General features: G+C 69.9%; 11 protein-coding genes and 1 pseudogene. 2 read left to right on the plus strand and 10 right to left on the minus strand.

All coding sequences use genetic code 11. The annotated features are described in order from the left end of the window. Positions 1-457: 457 nt before the first annotated feature. From OG747_RS09235 to OG747_RS09270, 8 genes and pseudogenes are all read right to left on the minus strand, one after another. A complete protein-coding gene (locus OG747_RS09235) occupies positions 458-1,438 on the minus strand; it encodes a DNA polymerase thumb domain-containing protein (protein ID WP_405878794.1) in 981 nt (326 codons plus the stop codon). Next, positions 1,435-4,887 (minus strand): DNA polymerase III subunit alpha, encoded by a 3,453-nt coding sequence (locus OG747_RS09240; protein ID WP_405878795.1) that lies wholly within the window; start codon positions 4,885-4,887, stop codon positions 1,435-1,437. The genes OG747_RS09235 and OG747_RS09240 overlap by 4 nt, the downstream gene beginning before the upstream one ends. A gap of 645 nt (positions 4,888-5,532) precedes the next feature. After that, a pseudogene (locus OG747_RS09245) lies at positions 5,533-5,886 on the minus strand (S1 family peptidase); the annotation flags it as partial. Between the two features lie 314 nt (positions 5,887-6,200). Further along, positions 6,201-7,121, minus strand: a complete 921-nt coding sequence (locus tag OG747_RS09250) for a slipin family protein (RefSeq protein ID WP_405885488.1) — start codon at positions 7,119-7,121, stop codon at positions 6,201-6,203. 208 nt (positions 7,122-7,329) lie between these two features. Next, a complete protein-coding gene (locus tag OG747_RS09255; RefSeq protein ID WP_405878796.1) occupies positions 7,330-8,229 on the minus strand; it encodes a S1 family peptidase in 900 nt (299 codons plus the stop codon). 283 nt (positions 8,230-8,512) lie between these two features. Next, positions 8,513-9,319 carry a DUF1684 domain-containing protein gene (locus OG747_RS09260; protein WP_405878797.1) on the minus strand — a complete coding sequence of 269 codons (807 nt, stop codon included), beginning with the start codon at positions 9,317-9,319 and terminating at the stop codon, positions 8,513-8,515. A gap of 4 nt (positions 9,320-9,323) precedes the next feature. Beyond that, complete coding sequence (locus tag OG747_RS09265; protein WP_405886086.1) at positions 9,324-9,479, minus strand: hypothetical protein; 156 nt, start codon at positions 9,477-9,479, stop codon at positions 9,324-9,326. Positions 9,480-9,658: 179 nt separating this feature from the next. Next, positions 9,659-10,930, minus strand: a complete 1,272-nt coding sequence (locus OG747_RS09270) for a DUF5685 family protein (RefSeq protein ID WP_405878798.1) — start codon at positions 10,928-10,930, stop codon at positions 9,659-9,661. A 290-nt stretch (positions 10,931-11,220) separates the two neighbouring features. Between OG747_RS09270 and OG747_RS09275 the strand changes: the two genes are divergently transcribed. Continuing rightward, positions 11,221-11,661 carry a cell division protein SepF gene (locus tag OG747_RS09275; protein ID WP_405878799.1) on the plus strand — a complete coding sequence of 147 codons (441 nt, stop codon included), beginning with the start codon at positions 11,221-11,223 and terminating at the stop codon, positions 11,659-11,661. Between the two features lie 40 nt (positions 11,662-11,701). On the opposite strand, the gene OG747_RS09280 is transcribed toward OG747_RS09275, so the two are convergent. After that, positions 11,702-12,892: an acyl-CoA dehydrogenase family protein gene (locus OG747_RS09280; protein ID WP_405878800.1), complete on the minus strand. Its 1,191-nt coding sequence runs from the start codon at positions 12,890-12,892 to the stop codon at positions 11,702-11,704. A gap of 166 nt (positions 12,893-13,058) precedes the next feature. After that, positions 13,059-14,666, minus strand: a complete 1,608-nt coding sequence (locus OG747_RS09285; RefSeq protein ID WP_405878801.1) for an MFS transporter — start codon at positions 14,664-14,666, stop codon at positions 13,059-13,061. Between the two features lie 260 nt (positions 14,667-14,926). Between OG747_RS09285 and OG747_RS09290 the strand changes: the two genes are divergently transcribed. Then, positions 14,927-16,096: a hypothetical protein gene (locus OG747_RS09290; RefSeq protein WP_405878802.1), complete on the plus strand. Its 1,170-nt coding sequence runs from the start codon at positions 14,927-14,929 to the stop codon at positions 16,094-16,096. The last annotated feature ends 147 nt before the right edge of the window (positions 16,097-16,243 follow it).

Here is a 16,243-nt window from a genome sequence, read left to right on the forward strand (position 1 = left end):
CTCCGGATCACTCGGGCGACGCATTCCGCGTTCCCGCTTCGCCCGGACCCCGCGGAAGTCAGGAAATTCCCGCGATCCGGAGGCCCGGCAATGATCCTGTGGATGCTTCTCCTTCTGCTGATCCTGGTGGTGTTCGGGTTCGGCTTCACCGTGCAGGCCCTTTGGTGGGTCGCTGCCGTACTCCTGGTCGTCTGGCTATCTGAGCACGGAGCAATCCGTGCCGTCACTGAAGACGCTGAATGCGGATAGCGACCTCATCGCCATCCGATATCGGCCCACGCGTCCTCATCACTTCTCTGACCAGGCAACTCCCAAAGATGCTTCCGCGAGGCGGAAGCCCCATTGCGCCTCTGCGAGGCCCTTCCCGACGATGTGGCCACCACCCAAAGACGGGAGCCAGTCCCCCACGCCTCACATCACCGCCTTCGCCAGGAACCAGTGGTTCTTGGCGAAGCAGTCAGTCAGCCAGAGCGGCCGGCCGTACAGCCTCCGGCCCGAAGCGTCGACGGGCACGGTCTGCGGCGGCTTCGGCTGCGCGGGCACGGGCATCACTGGGATCCAGAGAGAGCTGGCGGTAGGCGCTGTCGGCCGGCAGCAGGTCGTCGGCACGGATCGCGAAGGCGCGGGCTCGTGCTCGCTGCAGCCCCAGGGCGGTCAGCAGGCCCAGGGCCGCTGCGGCGAGGGCGGGTGAGTGGTTGGTGGGTTCCGGCAGAGCGCGCGAGCGGGTGGTGGAGCTACGGTCGGCGTACCGTACCGTGAGAGCGAGGCGGCCAGTGATCTGGTTCTCACCGCGCAGGCGTTGACCGATCTGGTCCGCAAGTCCCAGGACCGCTCGGTGTTGCCACACCGGGTCAAGACAGTCCCGCTCCAGCACGAGGTCGGCGACCAGGTGCGCTGCCGGTTCTGATGGGGTGACCGGGCGGGGATCATGGCCGCGGGCGCGCTCGGCCAGCAGCCGGGCAGAGCCGGCTCCGAGAAGTCGCTGCAGGGTTGCCGGGGGTATGTCGGCGACCTGGCCGATGGTGTGCAGTCCGTATCTGTTGAGCGTTTCCGCTGTGGCGCGGCCGATCCCTGGCAGCGCGATGACCGGGCGGGGGTAGAGCCAGGCGGCGGCCTGCCCGGCGCGGATCCAGGTGGTGTCACCCGGCGCGGACGCGTCGGCCGCCATGGCGGCCAGCATGCGGTTGTTCGCGAGCCCGGCGCTGCTGTCGATGTCGTAGAGGGCCTTCAGCCTGAGCTTTGTCAACTGGACGACGTCGTAGGGAGACAGGTCGAAGTATCTGAGCGCCGATGTCAGGTCGAGCTGGACGGCGTTGGGCGGAATGGCCTGGACATGGGGCGTGATACCAGACACCAGTTCGATTATGTCTTCGTACTGGGCGTCGCTCAGTACGGCGTGCAGATGGAGGTGGGCGATATGCCGCTGACGCGCCGTCATCCTGCACTCCCCGGGCTGGTGTAGCCGAACTTCTTCAGGTCGGCCGAACGGCTGCCGGCGGGCTGCAGGTCGGCATATGGGTGCAGCCGAGCGCCTGTGGTGCCATTGACCAGAGTCCGCCGCGGCTGTGCGGGGGTCGGGTGCGGGTGACTGGCTCCGAGGAGGGCGAGTGCGGCCTCGGGGCCGTTGTCGCGGCGGGCGGCGGCGATCTCGTCCAGGTCCCAGGCCATGGTGCCGACGACGGTACGGCGGGTGCCGCGCACCTGGACCGTGCCGCGCACCAGCAGCAGGCCACTGTGGAAGACGGTGTGGGCGCAGGCCGGGTGGGAGTCCTCGAAGAACGCCAGGTCGACCAGGCCTGAGCCGTCCTCCAGGGTGACGAAGATGATGCGCCGACCGCTGGCGATCGGCGGGGTCTGGGTCGAGGCCCGTACGCCGGCGACGAGGACCTGCTGACCGGCGCGCAGGCCGGCCAGGTGGGCGGCGTCGGTCGCACCGATCTCGCGCAGGAGTCGGTGGTGGTGCTCCATCAGGTGCTTGGAGACGTCGATGCCGAGGGTGCTCAGCTCGGCGCTCAGGGCTTCGCGTCCGGTCATCTCCGGCAGGCCGCTCGGCTCCGCTCCGCCGACGGCGTTCGTGTCGATGGGCAGCTGGCCCTTGCCCGCCGATCGGGTGCGGGAGGCCCGGTGGAGTTCGGCGATCTGCAGCAGCAGATCGCGTCGCGTGAGGCGTCCGTCGTGGAGGGAGTTCAGGGCGCCGATCTCCGCCAGGCGTTCGGCGACCGGCCTGCTGGGACGGGCCCGCTGCCAGAAGTCCGACAGCGATCCGTACGGCCGGCCCTCCTCGATCCGCGCGCATTCCTCCTCGCTGATGCCGTGCACCGCGGAGAGGGCGAGTCGTACGCCCCACTGTTCTCCGTCGGCCTGCTCCACGGTGTGCTTCACCTTGGAGTGGTTGATGTCGACGGGCAGGACGGGGACGCCGCGCCGACGGGCGTCGGAGACGAGCACGCGCTTGGGCCACATCCCGGGGTCGTGTTCGAGCAGGCCGGCCAGCAGGAACGCCGGGTAGTGCGCCTTCAGCCAGGCGCTCTGCAAGGCGGGTACGGCGAAGGCGACCGCGTGGGCGCGGCAGAAGCCGTACGCCCCGAAGGCCTCGACCGTCTTCCAGACCTCGTCCCGGACGGCGGCGCTGTAGCCACGCGCGCGTGCCAGGCCGTGGAACCAGTCCTTGATCCTGGGCAGCCGGTTCTTGTCGCCGAGCGCCCGCCGGGCGATCTCCGCCAGTGCGCGGTCGCAGCCGGTCATCACCGAGAACGTTTCGATGATCTGCTCGTGCCAGATGGTCACGCCGTAGGTGTCGGCGAGCACCGGCTCCAGGTCCGGATGGGCGTACGAGGGGGTGCCGCCATGGCGTGCGGCGATGTACCGCTCGGGCATACCGCCGGCAACCGGTCCGGGACGGAAGAGACTGATGTCGGCGATGACGTCCTGCGGGTCGCGGGGCTGCAGCCGGGACAGGAGGTCTTGCTGGCCGGGCGACTCGAGCTGGAACAGGCCCAGGGTCTGGCTCTCCTGGATGAGCTTGAACGCGAAGACGTCGTCGAGCGGCACCTGCCGAGGGTCGTCCAAGTCGATGTGGTTACCAGTTGTCCGTTCGATCTCGGTGACGGCGTGGGCCATCGCGGACTGCATCCGCACGCCCAGAACGTCCAGCTTGATGTTGCCCAGCGCCTCGATCTCCTCCTTTGCCGCCATCGCCATGGGGTAGTCGCCCTGCGGCGTGGGCTGCACAGGCAGCCGGTCCAGGAGGGTCGCGTCGCTGATGACCACTCCGCAGGGGTGCATGGCCATGCCGTGGACCAGGGAGTCGAGGCCTTCGGCGAGCTCCCACAGCGGTCCGTACCGGTGTGCCTCGGCCGCCAGCTGACGCAGTTCGGGCAGTTCGGCGAGCGCGCCGGTGATGTCCGAGGCCCGTAGGTGCGGGAAGCTCTTGGCGATCCGGTCGATGTCAGCCGGTACGATCCCCAGCGCGAGGCCGGTGTCCCGCAGGGCGCGGCGGGCCCGGTAGGTCTCGGGCATCGCGGTGACCGCCACCCGTTCCTTGCCGAACCGTTCGAAGATCGTGTCGTAGCACTCCAGCCGTCTGGCCGACTCCACGTCGATGTCGATGTCGGGCAGCGACCCGCGGCGCACGCTCAGGAAGCGTTCGAACAGCAGGTGATGGTCGAGCGGGTTGGCCGTGGCGATGTCCAGCGCGTGGCAGACCATTGACCCGGCACCCGAGCCGCGGGCCGCGACCCTGATGCCCTTCTCCCGGATGTCGGCCACGATCTGGCCGACGGCGAGGAAGTACGAGTCGTAGTCCAACTTGGAGATCACGTCGAGTTCTTCGTCCAGCCGGTCAAGCGCCAATCGATCGCGGTCGAGGCCACGTCGGGCCATACCTGCCTCGCACTGCCGACGCAGCAGCTGTGCGGCTCCTCCTGCGCCGGGCTCGGCGCCGAAGAGCGACGGTTCCGGGAAGTGTGGCGTGCCCAGCCCGAGGTCCGCTCCGGGGCCGACGGTGCACGCGGCCGCCGTGGCAGCGGTGTCCGTCACCAGGCGTCGTGCTCGCCGGACATCCGCTCCGGCGCATTCGGCGACCATCTGTGCGATGACCGTCATCGCCCTCTCGTCCTTGAGCCAACGCTGCCCGCTGTCCAGGCGGCGCCGGTCGATCGGTCGCAGCAGTCTCGCCGCGTCCAGGACATCAGCAAGCCGATGCTGCTCCGGGTCGGCGTAGCGGACGGCGTTGGAGAGCACCGCGGTGGTATTGGTGCGGTCGGCCAGCGTCAGGGTGCGGGCAGCCAGCCGCAGCGATCCAGGCCCGATGCCGAAACGTTTATGCACAACAGCTTCCAGCCTGATTCCCCTACCGAAAATCTCCCGCCACGGCACCAACAGCTTCATCGCGACGTCTTCACGGCCGGCCGCCAAGGCCCGCACCGGCTCCGAGAGCGGTCCGAGCAGCACCGTCAGGCCAGGGCCGCCGTACTCGCGCAGCGCTTCCCACGGCACCACCGGTGCCGCACCGGCCCCGGCACGCGCATGGGCGGCTGACGTGATGCGGCACAGTCGCGCCCATCCCGCCCGGTTCTGCGCGAGCAGTACGAACCGCAGCGGCGGCTCGACGACGTGTGCGCCGCCGCGCGCTGGAGTGCGCTGCCGCTGGGCAGGCTGCGGGGACACAAGGGCATCCACCGCCAGGTCGACACCGAAGATCGGCCGAACCCCGCTTGCAGCGCATGCCCGCGCGAACCGGACGACCCCGGTGACCGTGTCCCGGTCGGTGAGCGCGAGTGCCGTCACGCCCCGCTCGGCCGCCCGCCGGACGAGATGTTCGGGGTGAGCGGCACCGTAGCGAGCGGAGTAACCGGACGCGACGTGCAGATGGGCGAAGCCCGCCATGCCGCACCTCCATCACTCCACCCCTTTTCAGTCATACGCCCGATATGTTCGTCGTACGCTCGTTCGATTACTCTAACTCCATCAGCCCCGGTCAGCGACCAGATTCGAACACGTCAGCGATTCTTTGCCGAGGGAAGCAGCGGCCGAAACAGGCACTGACCCGCCACCTCCCCGGCCGGGCAGCGCAGTTGGGGGGAACCACCCCACGGCGCACACCACGCCGGCGCCGCTCACGACCCCAAGGCCCACGGAAAGGCAACGGTTTGCAGCACGAACGACACTTTCCGTAACGGGGAACGAATCCCCAGCGGGTCGCCGTAGCTCGACAGCAGCTCCCAGCGCAGGTCTCCTGCGGCAAGGGCCGCGCTCCAGGAAGCGAGCGGACCAAACGCCGCCAACTGGTCGAGCACAGGGAACAGAGCCGCAGGAACCAGCCCGCACTCACGCGCACTCACGCGCGATCCGGGCCCGTCTCGACGCACCCTCGACCGGCCGAGAAGTCCCCGTACGCCGCAAGACAGAGGGCGAACAGCCGCCGAGACGGGTCGTCGGCGCCCGCACAGCCACCTGTGCGACATCCGTTCGAGCCCGTCCCACCTGCACGAACACCGGCCCGCCCGGTCCCGAACAGGGAGGACGGACGCGTCAGCCGAGCTGGGCGCCGAAGGTCGACAGGGCCTCGGTGACCGGCTGGAAGAAGGTCTCGCCGCCCGAGGCGCAGTCGCCGCTGCCGCCCGAGGTGAGGCCGAGGGCCGTGGAGCCCGAGAAGAGCGAGCCGCCGCTGTCACCGGGCTCGGCGCAGACGTCGGTCTGGATGAGTCCGTCGACGATGTCGCCGTTGCCGTAGTTCACGGTGGCGTCCAGACCGGTGACCGTGCCGCTGTGCACCTGGGTCGTCGCACCGCTGCGGGTCACCGATTGCCCGACAGTCGCGTCACCCGCCTGGGTGATGGGCTGCGCGGAACCGTTGTAGAGGTCGACCTCGCTCGGGTGGTCGACTGGTGACTCCCGCGGCGGCCAGGGCGGCGACACCCGCGGCGGCCACGGCGGCGCGGCGCCCGGCTATGCGTCGGTACTTCAACTCACGTCCTCCTGCGGGGGGGGGCCGACCGGGAGGTTGTGGGGACCTCCAGGACCGGAAGGCGTACGACCGCCCACTATTCCGAGGCCCACAGGGGGCTCACAAGGTCGACTTCGGGACGCGCGTACAGCAATGGGCGTACGCCCCGGGCTCCTTGACCCTGTGTGATCGCACCTCGTGAGTTCGCAGTGCAAACACCGGACGCAAGTGACCGATGTGCACCGCGCGAGGTCTACTCCTGTCTGGTTTCCGACCCTTCAGAGGCCGATTCCAACGGGGGCGCAGAGGAAGGAGGTTGCTCCCGCACCGGTTGCTCGACCGATGCCTGCGCCGGTTGGGCAACCGATTCCCGCGCCGGTTGAGCAACCGATTCCCGCGCCGGCTGCTCGACCGACGGCTGCGCCCGCTCCAGGAACCGCAGCAGTTCCACCGGGAAGGGCAGCACGAGCGTGGAGTTCTTCTCGGCCGCGACCGCCACCACCGTCTGCAGCAAGCGCAGTTGGAGCGCGGCGGGCTGCTCGGACATCACCCCGGCGGCCTCCGCCAGCTTCTTCGACGCCTGGAGCTCCGCGTCCGCGTTGATGACCCGCGCGCGCCGCTCCCGGTCGGCCTCCGCCTGCCGGGCCATCGACCGCTTCATCGTCTCCGGGAGTGATACGTCCTTGATCTCGACCCGGTCGATCTGCACCCCCCAGCCCATCGCCGGGCTGTCGATCATCAGCTCCAGCCCCTGGTTGAGCTTCTCGCGGTTGGAGAGCAGATCGTCCAGGTCGCTCTTGCCGATGATCGAGCGCAGCGAGGTCTGTGCCATCTGGGAGACCGCGAAGCGGTAGTCCTCGACCTGGATGACCGCGTCGGCCGCGTCCACCACCTTGAAGTAGATGACCGCGTCGACCCGGACCGTGACGTTGTCCCGCGTGATGCCGTCCTGCGCGGGCACCGGCATCGTCACGATCTGCATATTGACCTTACGCAGCCGGTCGACGAAGGGCACGACCATGGTGAACCCGGGCCCGCGCACCTCCGGGCGCAGCCGGCCGAGGCGCAGCACCACCCCGCGTTCGTACTGTTTGACGACACGGGCCCCGGCCATCACATAGACGAGCCCCACGGACACGACGGAGACTCCCGCCGCCACCAGCTCCTCGACCATCACGGCCCCCCAGGGTCCGAAGTGGGCGCATCAGGCATGTACAGCGTCAGGCGCGTACCAGGCGTCAGGCGTGTACTTCGACGGTAACTCCGTCACCCGACCAAGGGCGAGCCCCCGCACGACAGTTGCGTACGGGGGCTCGCCTGCTGCTGGCTGCAGGTCCGGCTGTGCGGGTGCGGTGGTGCGGGTGCGCTGGGGGAACCGAGGATCAGCCGACGCTCACGCCGTAGTAGCTCAGCGCCTCGGTGACCGGCTGGAAGAAGGTCGTACCGCCGGAGGTGCAGTCACCGCTGCCGCCGGACGTCAGGCCGTAGGCGACGGAACCCGCGTAGAGCGGACCGCCGCTGTCGCCGCCCTCGGCGCACACGGTGGTCTGGATCATCTGGTAGACCACGTCGCCGCTGCCGTAGTTGACCGTGGCGTTCAGCGCGGTGACCTGGCCGCTGTGCGTGCCGGTGGTCGAGCCACGACGGTAGACGGTCGTGCCCACGCTGGGCGTGGCGGCGCTGCTGATGGTCTGGCTGCCGACCGCGCTCGGGTGGGCGATCGAGGTGTTGGTGTAGCGCACCAGCGCGAAGTCGTTGGTCGGGAAGCTGTAGCTGACGTTCGTGCCCAGTGTGGTGGTGTGACCGGAGTTGGAGTACCAGGTGGAGGCGACCTGACCGCAGTGGCCGGCGGTCAGGAAGTAGTAGGTGCTGCCACTGTGCACGTTGAAGCCGAGCGAGCAGCGGTAGGCACCGCCGTAGATGGCGTCGCCGCCGGTGATCAGCTTCTTGAACTTGCCCGGGGTGTGCTTGATCGTGATGGCCGCGGAGTTGCTGCCCGCGTCCCTCTTGATCTTCGCGATCTCGGCCTTGGAGACGGTGCTGTCGACGGTGACGACCACGCGGTTCGTCTTGGCGTCGACCGCCCAGGCGGTGCCCGCGATGTCGGACTTGAGTACCGACTTGTTCACCGTGCTCAGCTGGGTGGCGCTGAACGTCTGGACGTCGGATGCGTTCGCGGTGGGGACGGAGAACGCTGCGGCGGCCAGGAGTCCGGTGGTCACGGCGATCAGCCGGGTCCGTCTCGCTTTACCGCTGAGGGGGGTGGTGCGCTTGATCCTCACTTTTCGTTCCTCCCGAGGGGAAGTAGGGGGCCCGCGTGGGGTCGGGGCCCGTGAGGCGCAGCCGGGAGCCGCCCGACCGGATTCCGGACAAGCCGTGCTCCTGACAAGCGCTGTGGGGGAGTATTCGGCCGCACGGCCGACCGACGCAAGGGCGCCTTTCGGCCGTGCGACGTTCAACTTGCGTACCACCAACGGTAGTTGATCTCCTCGGCGCGGTTGTGCGGATTGCGTGCGGATCGCCGGAGCGCGCACAGGACGGCGAGTGCTCCGGCGGAGTGAACCGTCAGAGCAGCATGCGCTCCCCCGCCGCGAGGGCCACGTCCAGCGTGTTCCCGGGCGGCGGGAAGGGGCAGACGAAGTGGTCGGCGAACGCGCACGGCGGGAGCACGGCGCGGTTGAAGTCGAGCGTCGTACGCCCCTCGGCGTCGGGTGCCGCGGGGCGCAGGAACCGGAAACGGTAGCTGCTGTCCCCGCTGGTGGTGTCGGCGAACACGGCCCACAGCGAACCGTCGCTCTCCACCGACACCTGGAGCGTGCGGTCCTCGCCGTCCAGGGTGAAGGCGAGGATGCCGCCGAGCTCCAGACCGCGGGCGACTCCGTCCGCGTTCTCCACACGTACGGTACGGTCCTCGCCGTACGGCGTGAAGTGTCCCGGCACCGACCAGCGCGGGTCGTACGGCGTCGCCTCGACGCCCTTGAAGGCCGCGCGCGCTTCGGAAGCGGGGTCGAAGTCGCGTACGCCCCAGACCCCTTCGCGCACCAGGACGACGAACCGGCGCTCACCGAGTCCGACGCGCGCCCCGGCCGCCGACCCGAGGTCGGCGTCGAGCCCGACCTCGCCGGTGAAGGGCTCCCCGTCCACGCTCAGACCGTCCTCGGGCGCGGCCGCCAGCAGGACCCCGTCATCGTCGGCGGTCCACCGCCCGGGGATGTCCGGAAGTTGCCCGTCCGGATAGTCCTCCAGCCAGTGCGTGCCGGTGAGCGCCAGCGGGCCGTAGGGCGCGGACACCGTCTCGATGCGGTGCTCGTGCCACTGCTTCCAGACCTCGGCTGCGCCTTCTGATACGCCTTCTGATGCGTCTTTCGTCATGTGATCAACCCTTCCATACGGGTTCCGGCAACCCGAGGTGTGAGCGCGGCGTCGTGCCGGTGTATTCCGTGCGGAAGGCGCCCCGCTCCTGGAGCAGCGGGACCACCCGGTCCACGAACGCGTCGAGTTCGACGGCGACCGCCTCCGGTGTGCCGACCACTTCTCGGCCACCGCGAGGGGGCCCCGCCTTCCAGGCACGACGGGTTCGGCGCCGGCGAAGTCGGAGATGTCCCCACCGGGACCGAAGAACTGAGGGGCCTGAGCATTCCCCGCGCCCAGCCACACACGACCCGCGGCTTCCGGACGACCGATCTCAGCAACCGGTACGACCGTGCCGAGTCACAGTCCGCAATCGCAGCATGAGCAGCACTCACAGCATTCGCAGATCTCACAGGCCTCGCAGCAGCTGCAGTCGCAGTCACAGTTGCTGAGGCAGCCCTCGCGCTTCTTGCGCGACCACGGGCCCTCGAACTCGTCGGCGCAACACACCTTGCAGGTGCAGCACACCCCGATCGCGGCCGCGCATCCGGCCCAGAAGCCCCGCTTGCCGGGCCCCGGCGGCCGGAAGGAGGGCCCGCCTCCGAAGGGGTTGCCACCACCGACGTGAGGATTCTGCCCGATGTGCGGATGCGAGGGGCTCTGCGGGTTGTACGGGCCACCGTGCCGCGGCGGCCCGAAGGCCCCTTGCACACCGTCCGCATGGGCCTGATGCCCGCACCCCGACGTCCCGAACGCCCGGTCCACCGAGCGCCCCAGTTCGTGCGCGAGCAGGAGATGCGCCAGCTTGCCGTCCGTGAATGCCACCTCGCGCAGCGCGAGCCGTATCCCGTGCAGGGCGTCGTCGGCGAGCCGTCGCGCCTCCGCGAGCGAGGTACCGGTGGCCGTGAGCGGATTCCACGCCCCCGACGCGGCGTCAGTTTCCCTGTCCTCCACCGCGTCCAGCAGATGCGCGAGCCGTCCGAAGAGCCGTCCGACCTCGGCGAGCGGCTCGGCATTGCCCGGCCGCCCGGCCAGAACGGCCGTGTGCGCGAACGCGGCGGCGGTCGCGGTCTCGGTCGGCTCGGTCACGGCTCGCAGCGGCGTCCCGAGCCCCGCGAGCGCCTCGATGCCGACCTGCCGGTCCACCGCGTCGACGAGCACCGCGGTGTCGAAGCCCACGTCGGATCCCGTACGGGCCCCGGCGCGTCCCCAGCTCGCGGCGACCCGGCGGGCGGCGAGCGCCACCGGCTTGCGGGCCAACAGCCCGTCCCCGTCGGCCACGTGGTCGCGCACCTTGGCCGAGGCCAGCACCAGCGAGACGGCGGCGGCGAGCCGGGCACCCTCGCCCTGCGCTACGGACGCGGTCCGCATCCCGCGCAACGGGCACGGCCCCGCCGTACGCCGCCACCCTCCCCCGGGCTCGGCTCCGCTCGACCGGGGGGACCCCCATCCGCGCTCGGCCTGAGCCTCCGTCAAAACCGATATCAACAGCCCGTCATAATTGGTGACAACCCGAGCGAACTGCCCGTGGTCCCCGCGCAACGCGAGACAGAGCCCGCACAAATGCGCCATCCACTGCGTTTTGAGACCTTCGCCGAGGCGATGGCCGCAGGGCCTCACGATTCCGAACACGACACTCCCCCGTGCCTCGTACGACGTTGAGCTGCGGCATCGTAGCGACTCCCTCGTTCACCCGTACGCCCTAGCCGTCACCCGAACGCCGTCGAGAATCATATTTCACTCTCAGTCAGCAGCCGTACACGGCAAGACCCTTGGGGCACGCGGGCTCTCGACGAATTCGCTGTGCACCAGTACCGTCACGAAACCCCCGCGCGGCGTCTATCCACTTGGCGCGACATCCGCATCATGGACGACCATGGGGATGCGGAAAGCAAGAAAGACCGCTGTGAGAGGAGGCGTCCATGGGATCGGTGCGCAAGGCGAGTGCCTGGCTTGGCCTCGTCGACGACAACGATGACGAGCGTTACTACGACGACGACAACTACGCCGAGGGACAGGACTCCGGCGATGCCTGGGTCACCGACCCGCGCGTGAAGGTCGCGTCCGAGACGGCGGAAGAGACAGGCCGCCGGATCGGCACGGTCACCCCGGACAGCTTCCGGGACGCACGCGGCATCGGCGAGCTCTTCCGGGACGGTGTCCCGGTCATCATCAACCTCACGGCCATGGAGCCCGCCGACGCCAAGCGCGTGGTGGACTTCGCGGCCGGCCTGACCTTCGGCCTGCACGGCACCATCGAGCGGGTCGCCACCCGGGTCTTCCTGCTGACCCCGGCCAACACGGAGATCGTCAGCGGCGAGACCGCGGCGCGCCAGACGGACGGATTCTTCAACCAGAGCTGAGGCAGGGCCGCTCACCGGCCCTGTTCTGCCGGTGCTCGACTCACCGAAAGGCGTCGAGTCCGGTGAGCGCCTTGCCCAGCACGAGTTGATGCATCTCGACGGTGCCTTCGTAGGTGAGCACCGATTCGAGATTGGTCGCGTGCCGCATCACGGGGTATTCGAGCGAGATCCCGTTGGCGCCGAGGATGGTACGGGCGGTCCGGCAGATCTCGATCGCCTCGCGTACGTTGTTGAGCTTGCCGAAGCTGACCTGCTCGGGACGGAGCCGTCCCGCGTCCATGCGCCGCCCCAGGTGATGGGCGAGCAGAATCCCCTTGTGCAGTTCCACCGCCATGTCGGCGAGCTTGGCCTGGGTGAGCTGGAAGCCGCCGATGGGCCGGCCGAACTGCTCCCGCGTCTTCGCGTAGGCGACGGCGGCCTCGAAACTGGCCCGCGCCGCCCCCATGGCGCCCCACACGATCCCGTACCTCGCGTGCGACAGACAGCTGAGCGGCCCCTTGAGCCCGCTGACCTCGGGCAGCACGGCGTCGGCGGGCAGCCGTACGTCATCGAGGACGAGCTCGCTGGTGACGCTCGCCCGCAGGGACCACTTGTGCTTGATCTCGGGAGCGGAGAACCCGGGCACGTCGGTGGGCACGACGAACCCCCGAATCCCCTCGTCGGTCTGCGCCCAGACGACCGCGACCCCGGCCACGGACCCGTTCGTGATCCACATCTTCCGCCCGCCCAGGACCCAGTCTCCGCCGTCGCGCTTGGCGTACGTCCGCATGGCGCCCGGGTCGGACCCGTGGTCGGGCTCGGTCAGCCCGAAGCACCCGATGACCTCACCGGAGGCCATGCCCGGCAGCCAGGTCCGCTTCTGCTCCTCGCTGCCGAAGCGGTGGATGGCGTACATGGCGAGGGAGCCCTGGACGGAGACGAGGGACCGGATGCCGGAGTCGGCGGCCTCCAGCTCCAGACAGGCGAGCCCGTACTGCACGGCGCTCGCCCCCGCGCATCCGTAGCCCTCCAGCGACATCCCGAGCGCGCCGATGCCGCCCAGCTCGCGCGCGAGCTCCCTGATCCCGGGCAGCTCGCCCTTCTCGTACCACTCGGCGACATACGGCAGCACCCGGTCCGCGGCCCATGCCCGTACGGTGTCCCGGATCGCCAGGTCCTCCGGCTCCAGCAGGTCGTCGATACCCAGGGGGTCGGCGGGGTCGAAGGGGGGCAGCTTCGAGGACGCGGACATACGACAGCCTCCGGCACACTAAAACTAGCAGCGCTAGTTACGGTCTCGCCCTGACGGTACGACGCAGTGTCCCGCACGTCCAGTGCCTCTCCCACCCACGCACCGCCCGTTTCCAGCCCGCCGACACGTGCGGTTCCGTCGCACGTGGGCGGGCGGGCGATGGGGGCTACGCCGGCACCCGCGACTCGGCGACTTCCCTGGGCGCCGGGATCTCCGCCGAGCCCGCCATGGGCGCCCCGCACTCCATGACCCGCGGCAACCGCAACGCCATCACCGCCCCCAGCAGCAACAGCCCCGCGCTGACCAGCAAGGTCACATGCAGCCCGTGCACGAAGGAGTCCCGAGCCGCATGCCGCAGGGCATCACCACGAGACCCCCCGAGCCGCTCAGCGACGTCGTACGCCTCTCCCAGCGAGTGACCCGCGGCAGCGGAGTCCCCCGCGGAGACCCCCGGTACGGACGACAGTCCGGGCGTGTACGCCGCGTTCATCACGCTCCCCAGGAGCGCGATACCGATCCCCGCGCCTAGCTGGTACGAGGTCTCGCCGATCGCCGCGGCCCCACCCGCCTGCGCCGGCGGCGCCTCGCTCAGCATCGACTCGTACGCCCCGAAGAGCGTCGTCTCCAGCCCGAATCCGAGCAGCGCGAACCCGCAGAGCAGCAGCCCGGCGTTGTCGTCCCCGCCCATCGCCGTGAGCGTGAGCACCGCGGCCGCGGTGAGGCAGAAGCCGAAGCAGACCATCGCGCGCGGCCCGTACCGCCGCAGCAGCCGCGCCCCCGCGAGCCCCGCGGCCATCGCCGCGAAGGTGAGCGGCAGCAGCCGCAATCCGGTCTGCAGCGGCGAGAGCCCGAGCACCAGTTGCAGGTACTGCGCGGCGATCAGTTCGAGCCCGACCAGGGCGAGCATGGCGAGGACGATGCACCCCACCGACGTACTGAACGCGGGCCGTGCGAACATCCGCAGATCCACCAGCGGGTGCGCGCGTCGGCGCTGGCGCCGTACGAAGGCGAACATCAGCGCGCCGCCCACGAGCAGCGGCGCCAGCGTGAACGGACCGAACGGCGCCTCACCGCCGCCGAGCCGCTTCACTCCGAGGACGAGCCCGAAGAGCCCGGCGGCGGCCATCAGGGCCCCCACCACGTCCCAGGGACCGTTCCGGTCGCCCCGCGACTCGGGCAGCAGCAGCCGCCCGATCGGCAGGCTGATCAGCATCAGCGGGATGTTGATGAGGAAGACCGAACCCCACCAGAAGTGCTCCAGGAGGAGACCGCCGAGCAGGGGGCCCACCGCCGCGCCCACCGCGGCGACCGCGCTCCAGATGCCGATCGCGAGCGCCCGCTCCCGCCGGTCGGGGAAGACCTGCCGCAGGATCGACAGCGTCGCGGGCATGATCATCGCGCCGCCGACACCGAGCAGGGCGCGCGCCCCGATCAGGACCTGTGCGCTGTCGGCGAGGGCGGCGATGCCGGAAGCGACGCCGAAAAGCCCGTATCCGAGGAGGAGAACGCGTCTGCGGCCGACCCGGTCGCCCAGCGTGCCGAAGAGGATCAGCAGCGAGGCGCAGACCAGCGGGTAGATATCGACGATCCAGAGCAGCTCTATCGCGCCGGGCTTGAGATCCTCGGTGACGGCGGGCACCGCGACGTGCAGCACGGTGGCGTCGAGGGCCACGAGGAGCAGGCTGACGCACAGCACCACAAGGACGACCCAGCGGTTGGCACCGGCCCCGGTCTCCCGACGGCGACGCGTGGCGGCCGTGGTCGTCCCGGACATGTATGTACCTCCCAGATGTTCCCTCGCGTTCGGCGGATCCGCTGGGTGGGGACTCCCTGCGGCAGCGGCCCGGGAGGAGCGGACTCCCGGACGCACGCATCAAAGGCGAGTGAGCGGCCAGAGTACGCCGGTTCCCGTCTTATACACGTGGCGGACCTCTCACGTTCCTCTCACCGGGCATGTGGCGTACGCCACGCTCTCCCTGGCGCACCACGCCCCGAAAGGCCGGCCGGTTCCGGGCGCCGTCGATAATCGAGCCCGTGACCGATCTTGAGACGCCTGTCGCGATGCCGCCCCGCGCGGGCGCCCTGCGCCGGGCCGCGCCCGCCCTCCTCGGGTACGCCGCCGTGCGTGCCCTGGGCCTGATCACGCTCGCCCTGTGGAGCGCGGCGAACGGCAAGAGCGCGCACAAGCTGCTGTCGGCCCGCTGGGACTCGCTCTGGTACACCCGTGTCGCCGATCTCGGCTACGGCTACGAGGTCCGGCTCCCCAACGGCGACGTGCACTCGAACCTCGCGTTCTTCCCGCTGCTGCCCTGGCTGGAGCGGCTCGTCTCGGCGATCACGCCGCTGTCGTACGCGGATGCCGGGCTGCTCGTCAGCACGTCGGCCTCGCTCGCCGCGGCCTGGGGGATCTTCGCCGTCGCGGACCATGTGTACGGCCTCCGCGTGGGCGTCTGCGCCGCGCTTGTGTGGGCCGCGCTGCCAGTCGGCGTCGTGCAGTCGATGGCGTACAGCGAGTCACTGTTCACGGCACTCGCCGCCTGGTCGCTCCACGCGGTACTGACCGGCCGCTGGGTGACGGCGGGCCTGCTCGCCTCGCTCGCCGGGCTGACCCGCCCGGTGGGGGCGGCGGTGGTCGCCGCCGTGTGGGTGGCGGCCGTCGCCTCGTTCGTGCGAGACCGGAGCGCACCGCCCACGCATGGCGCCCCCGTGCTCCGGCGCGCCCTCGGCATGGCCCTCGCGCCCCTCGGCGCCGCCGGGTACGTGCTGTGGGTCGGCCACCGTACGGGCAAGGGGCCGCTCGGCTATCTCGACGTCCAGTCGGGCTGGCGCAACGGATTCGACGGCGGGTACGCCTTCGCCCGCTTCGTGGGCGACAAGTTCACGTCTTTTCCGTCGGCCCTGGCCGGCGTCGGACTGATCGTCGGGGTCGCCCTGGTGATCTGGCTGTACGTGATCTGCGTACGGCAGGGTCAGCCACTGCCGCTCCTGGTGTACGCGGGGATCGTCACGGCGCTCGCCCTGTGCACGTCCAGCTACTTCGGCTCGAAACCGCGCCTCCTGCTGCCCGTCTTCCCCCTCCTGCTGCCCCTCGCACTGGCCCTGGCCCGGCTGCGTACGTCCAGGTCAGCGGCGATTCTCGGCACGGTGGCGGCGGCTTCGGCGATCTACGGGGCCTTCTGGCTGAACGGTTCCGGACCGCCATGATCAACTCCTCGGCGGTCGGTGAGCGACCGGATAATTCCACCCCAGGATTCGGTGAACGAATTCAAAAGGGCCATAAAACGGAAGCCGGAACCAGCCAATGGAATTGAAGGTCCAGACGCCGGAGATTAGAGAATCATTGGAAATAAA

Origin of the sequence: Streptomyces sp. NBC_01384, from assembly GCF_045040035.1 — a bacterium.
In the GTDB taxonomy this organism is placed as follows: Bacteria; Actinomycetota; Actinomycetes; order Streptomycetales; family Streptomycetaceae; genus Streptomyces.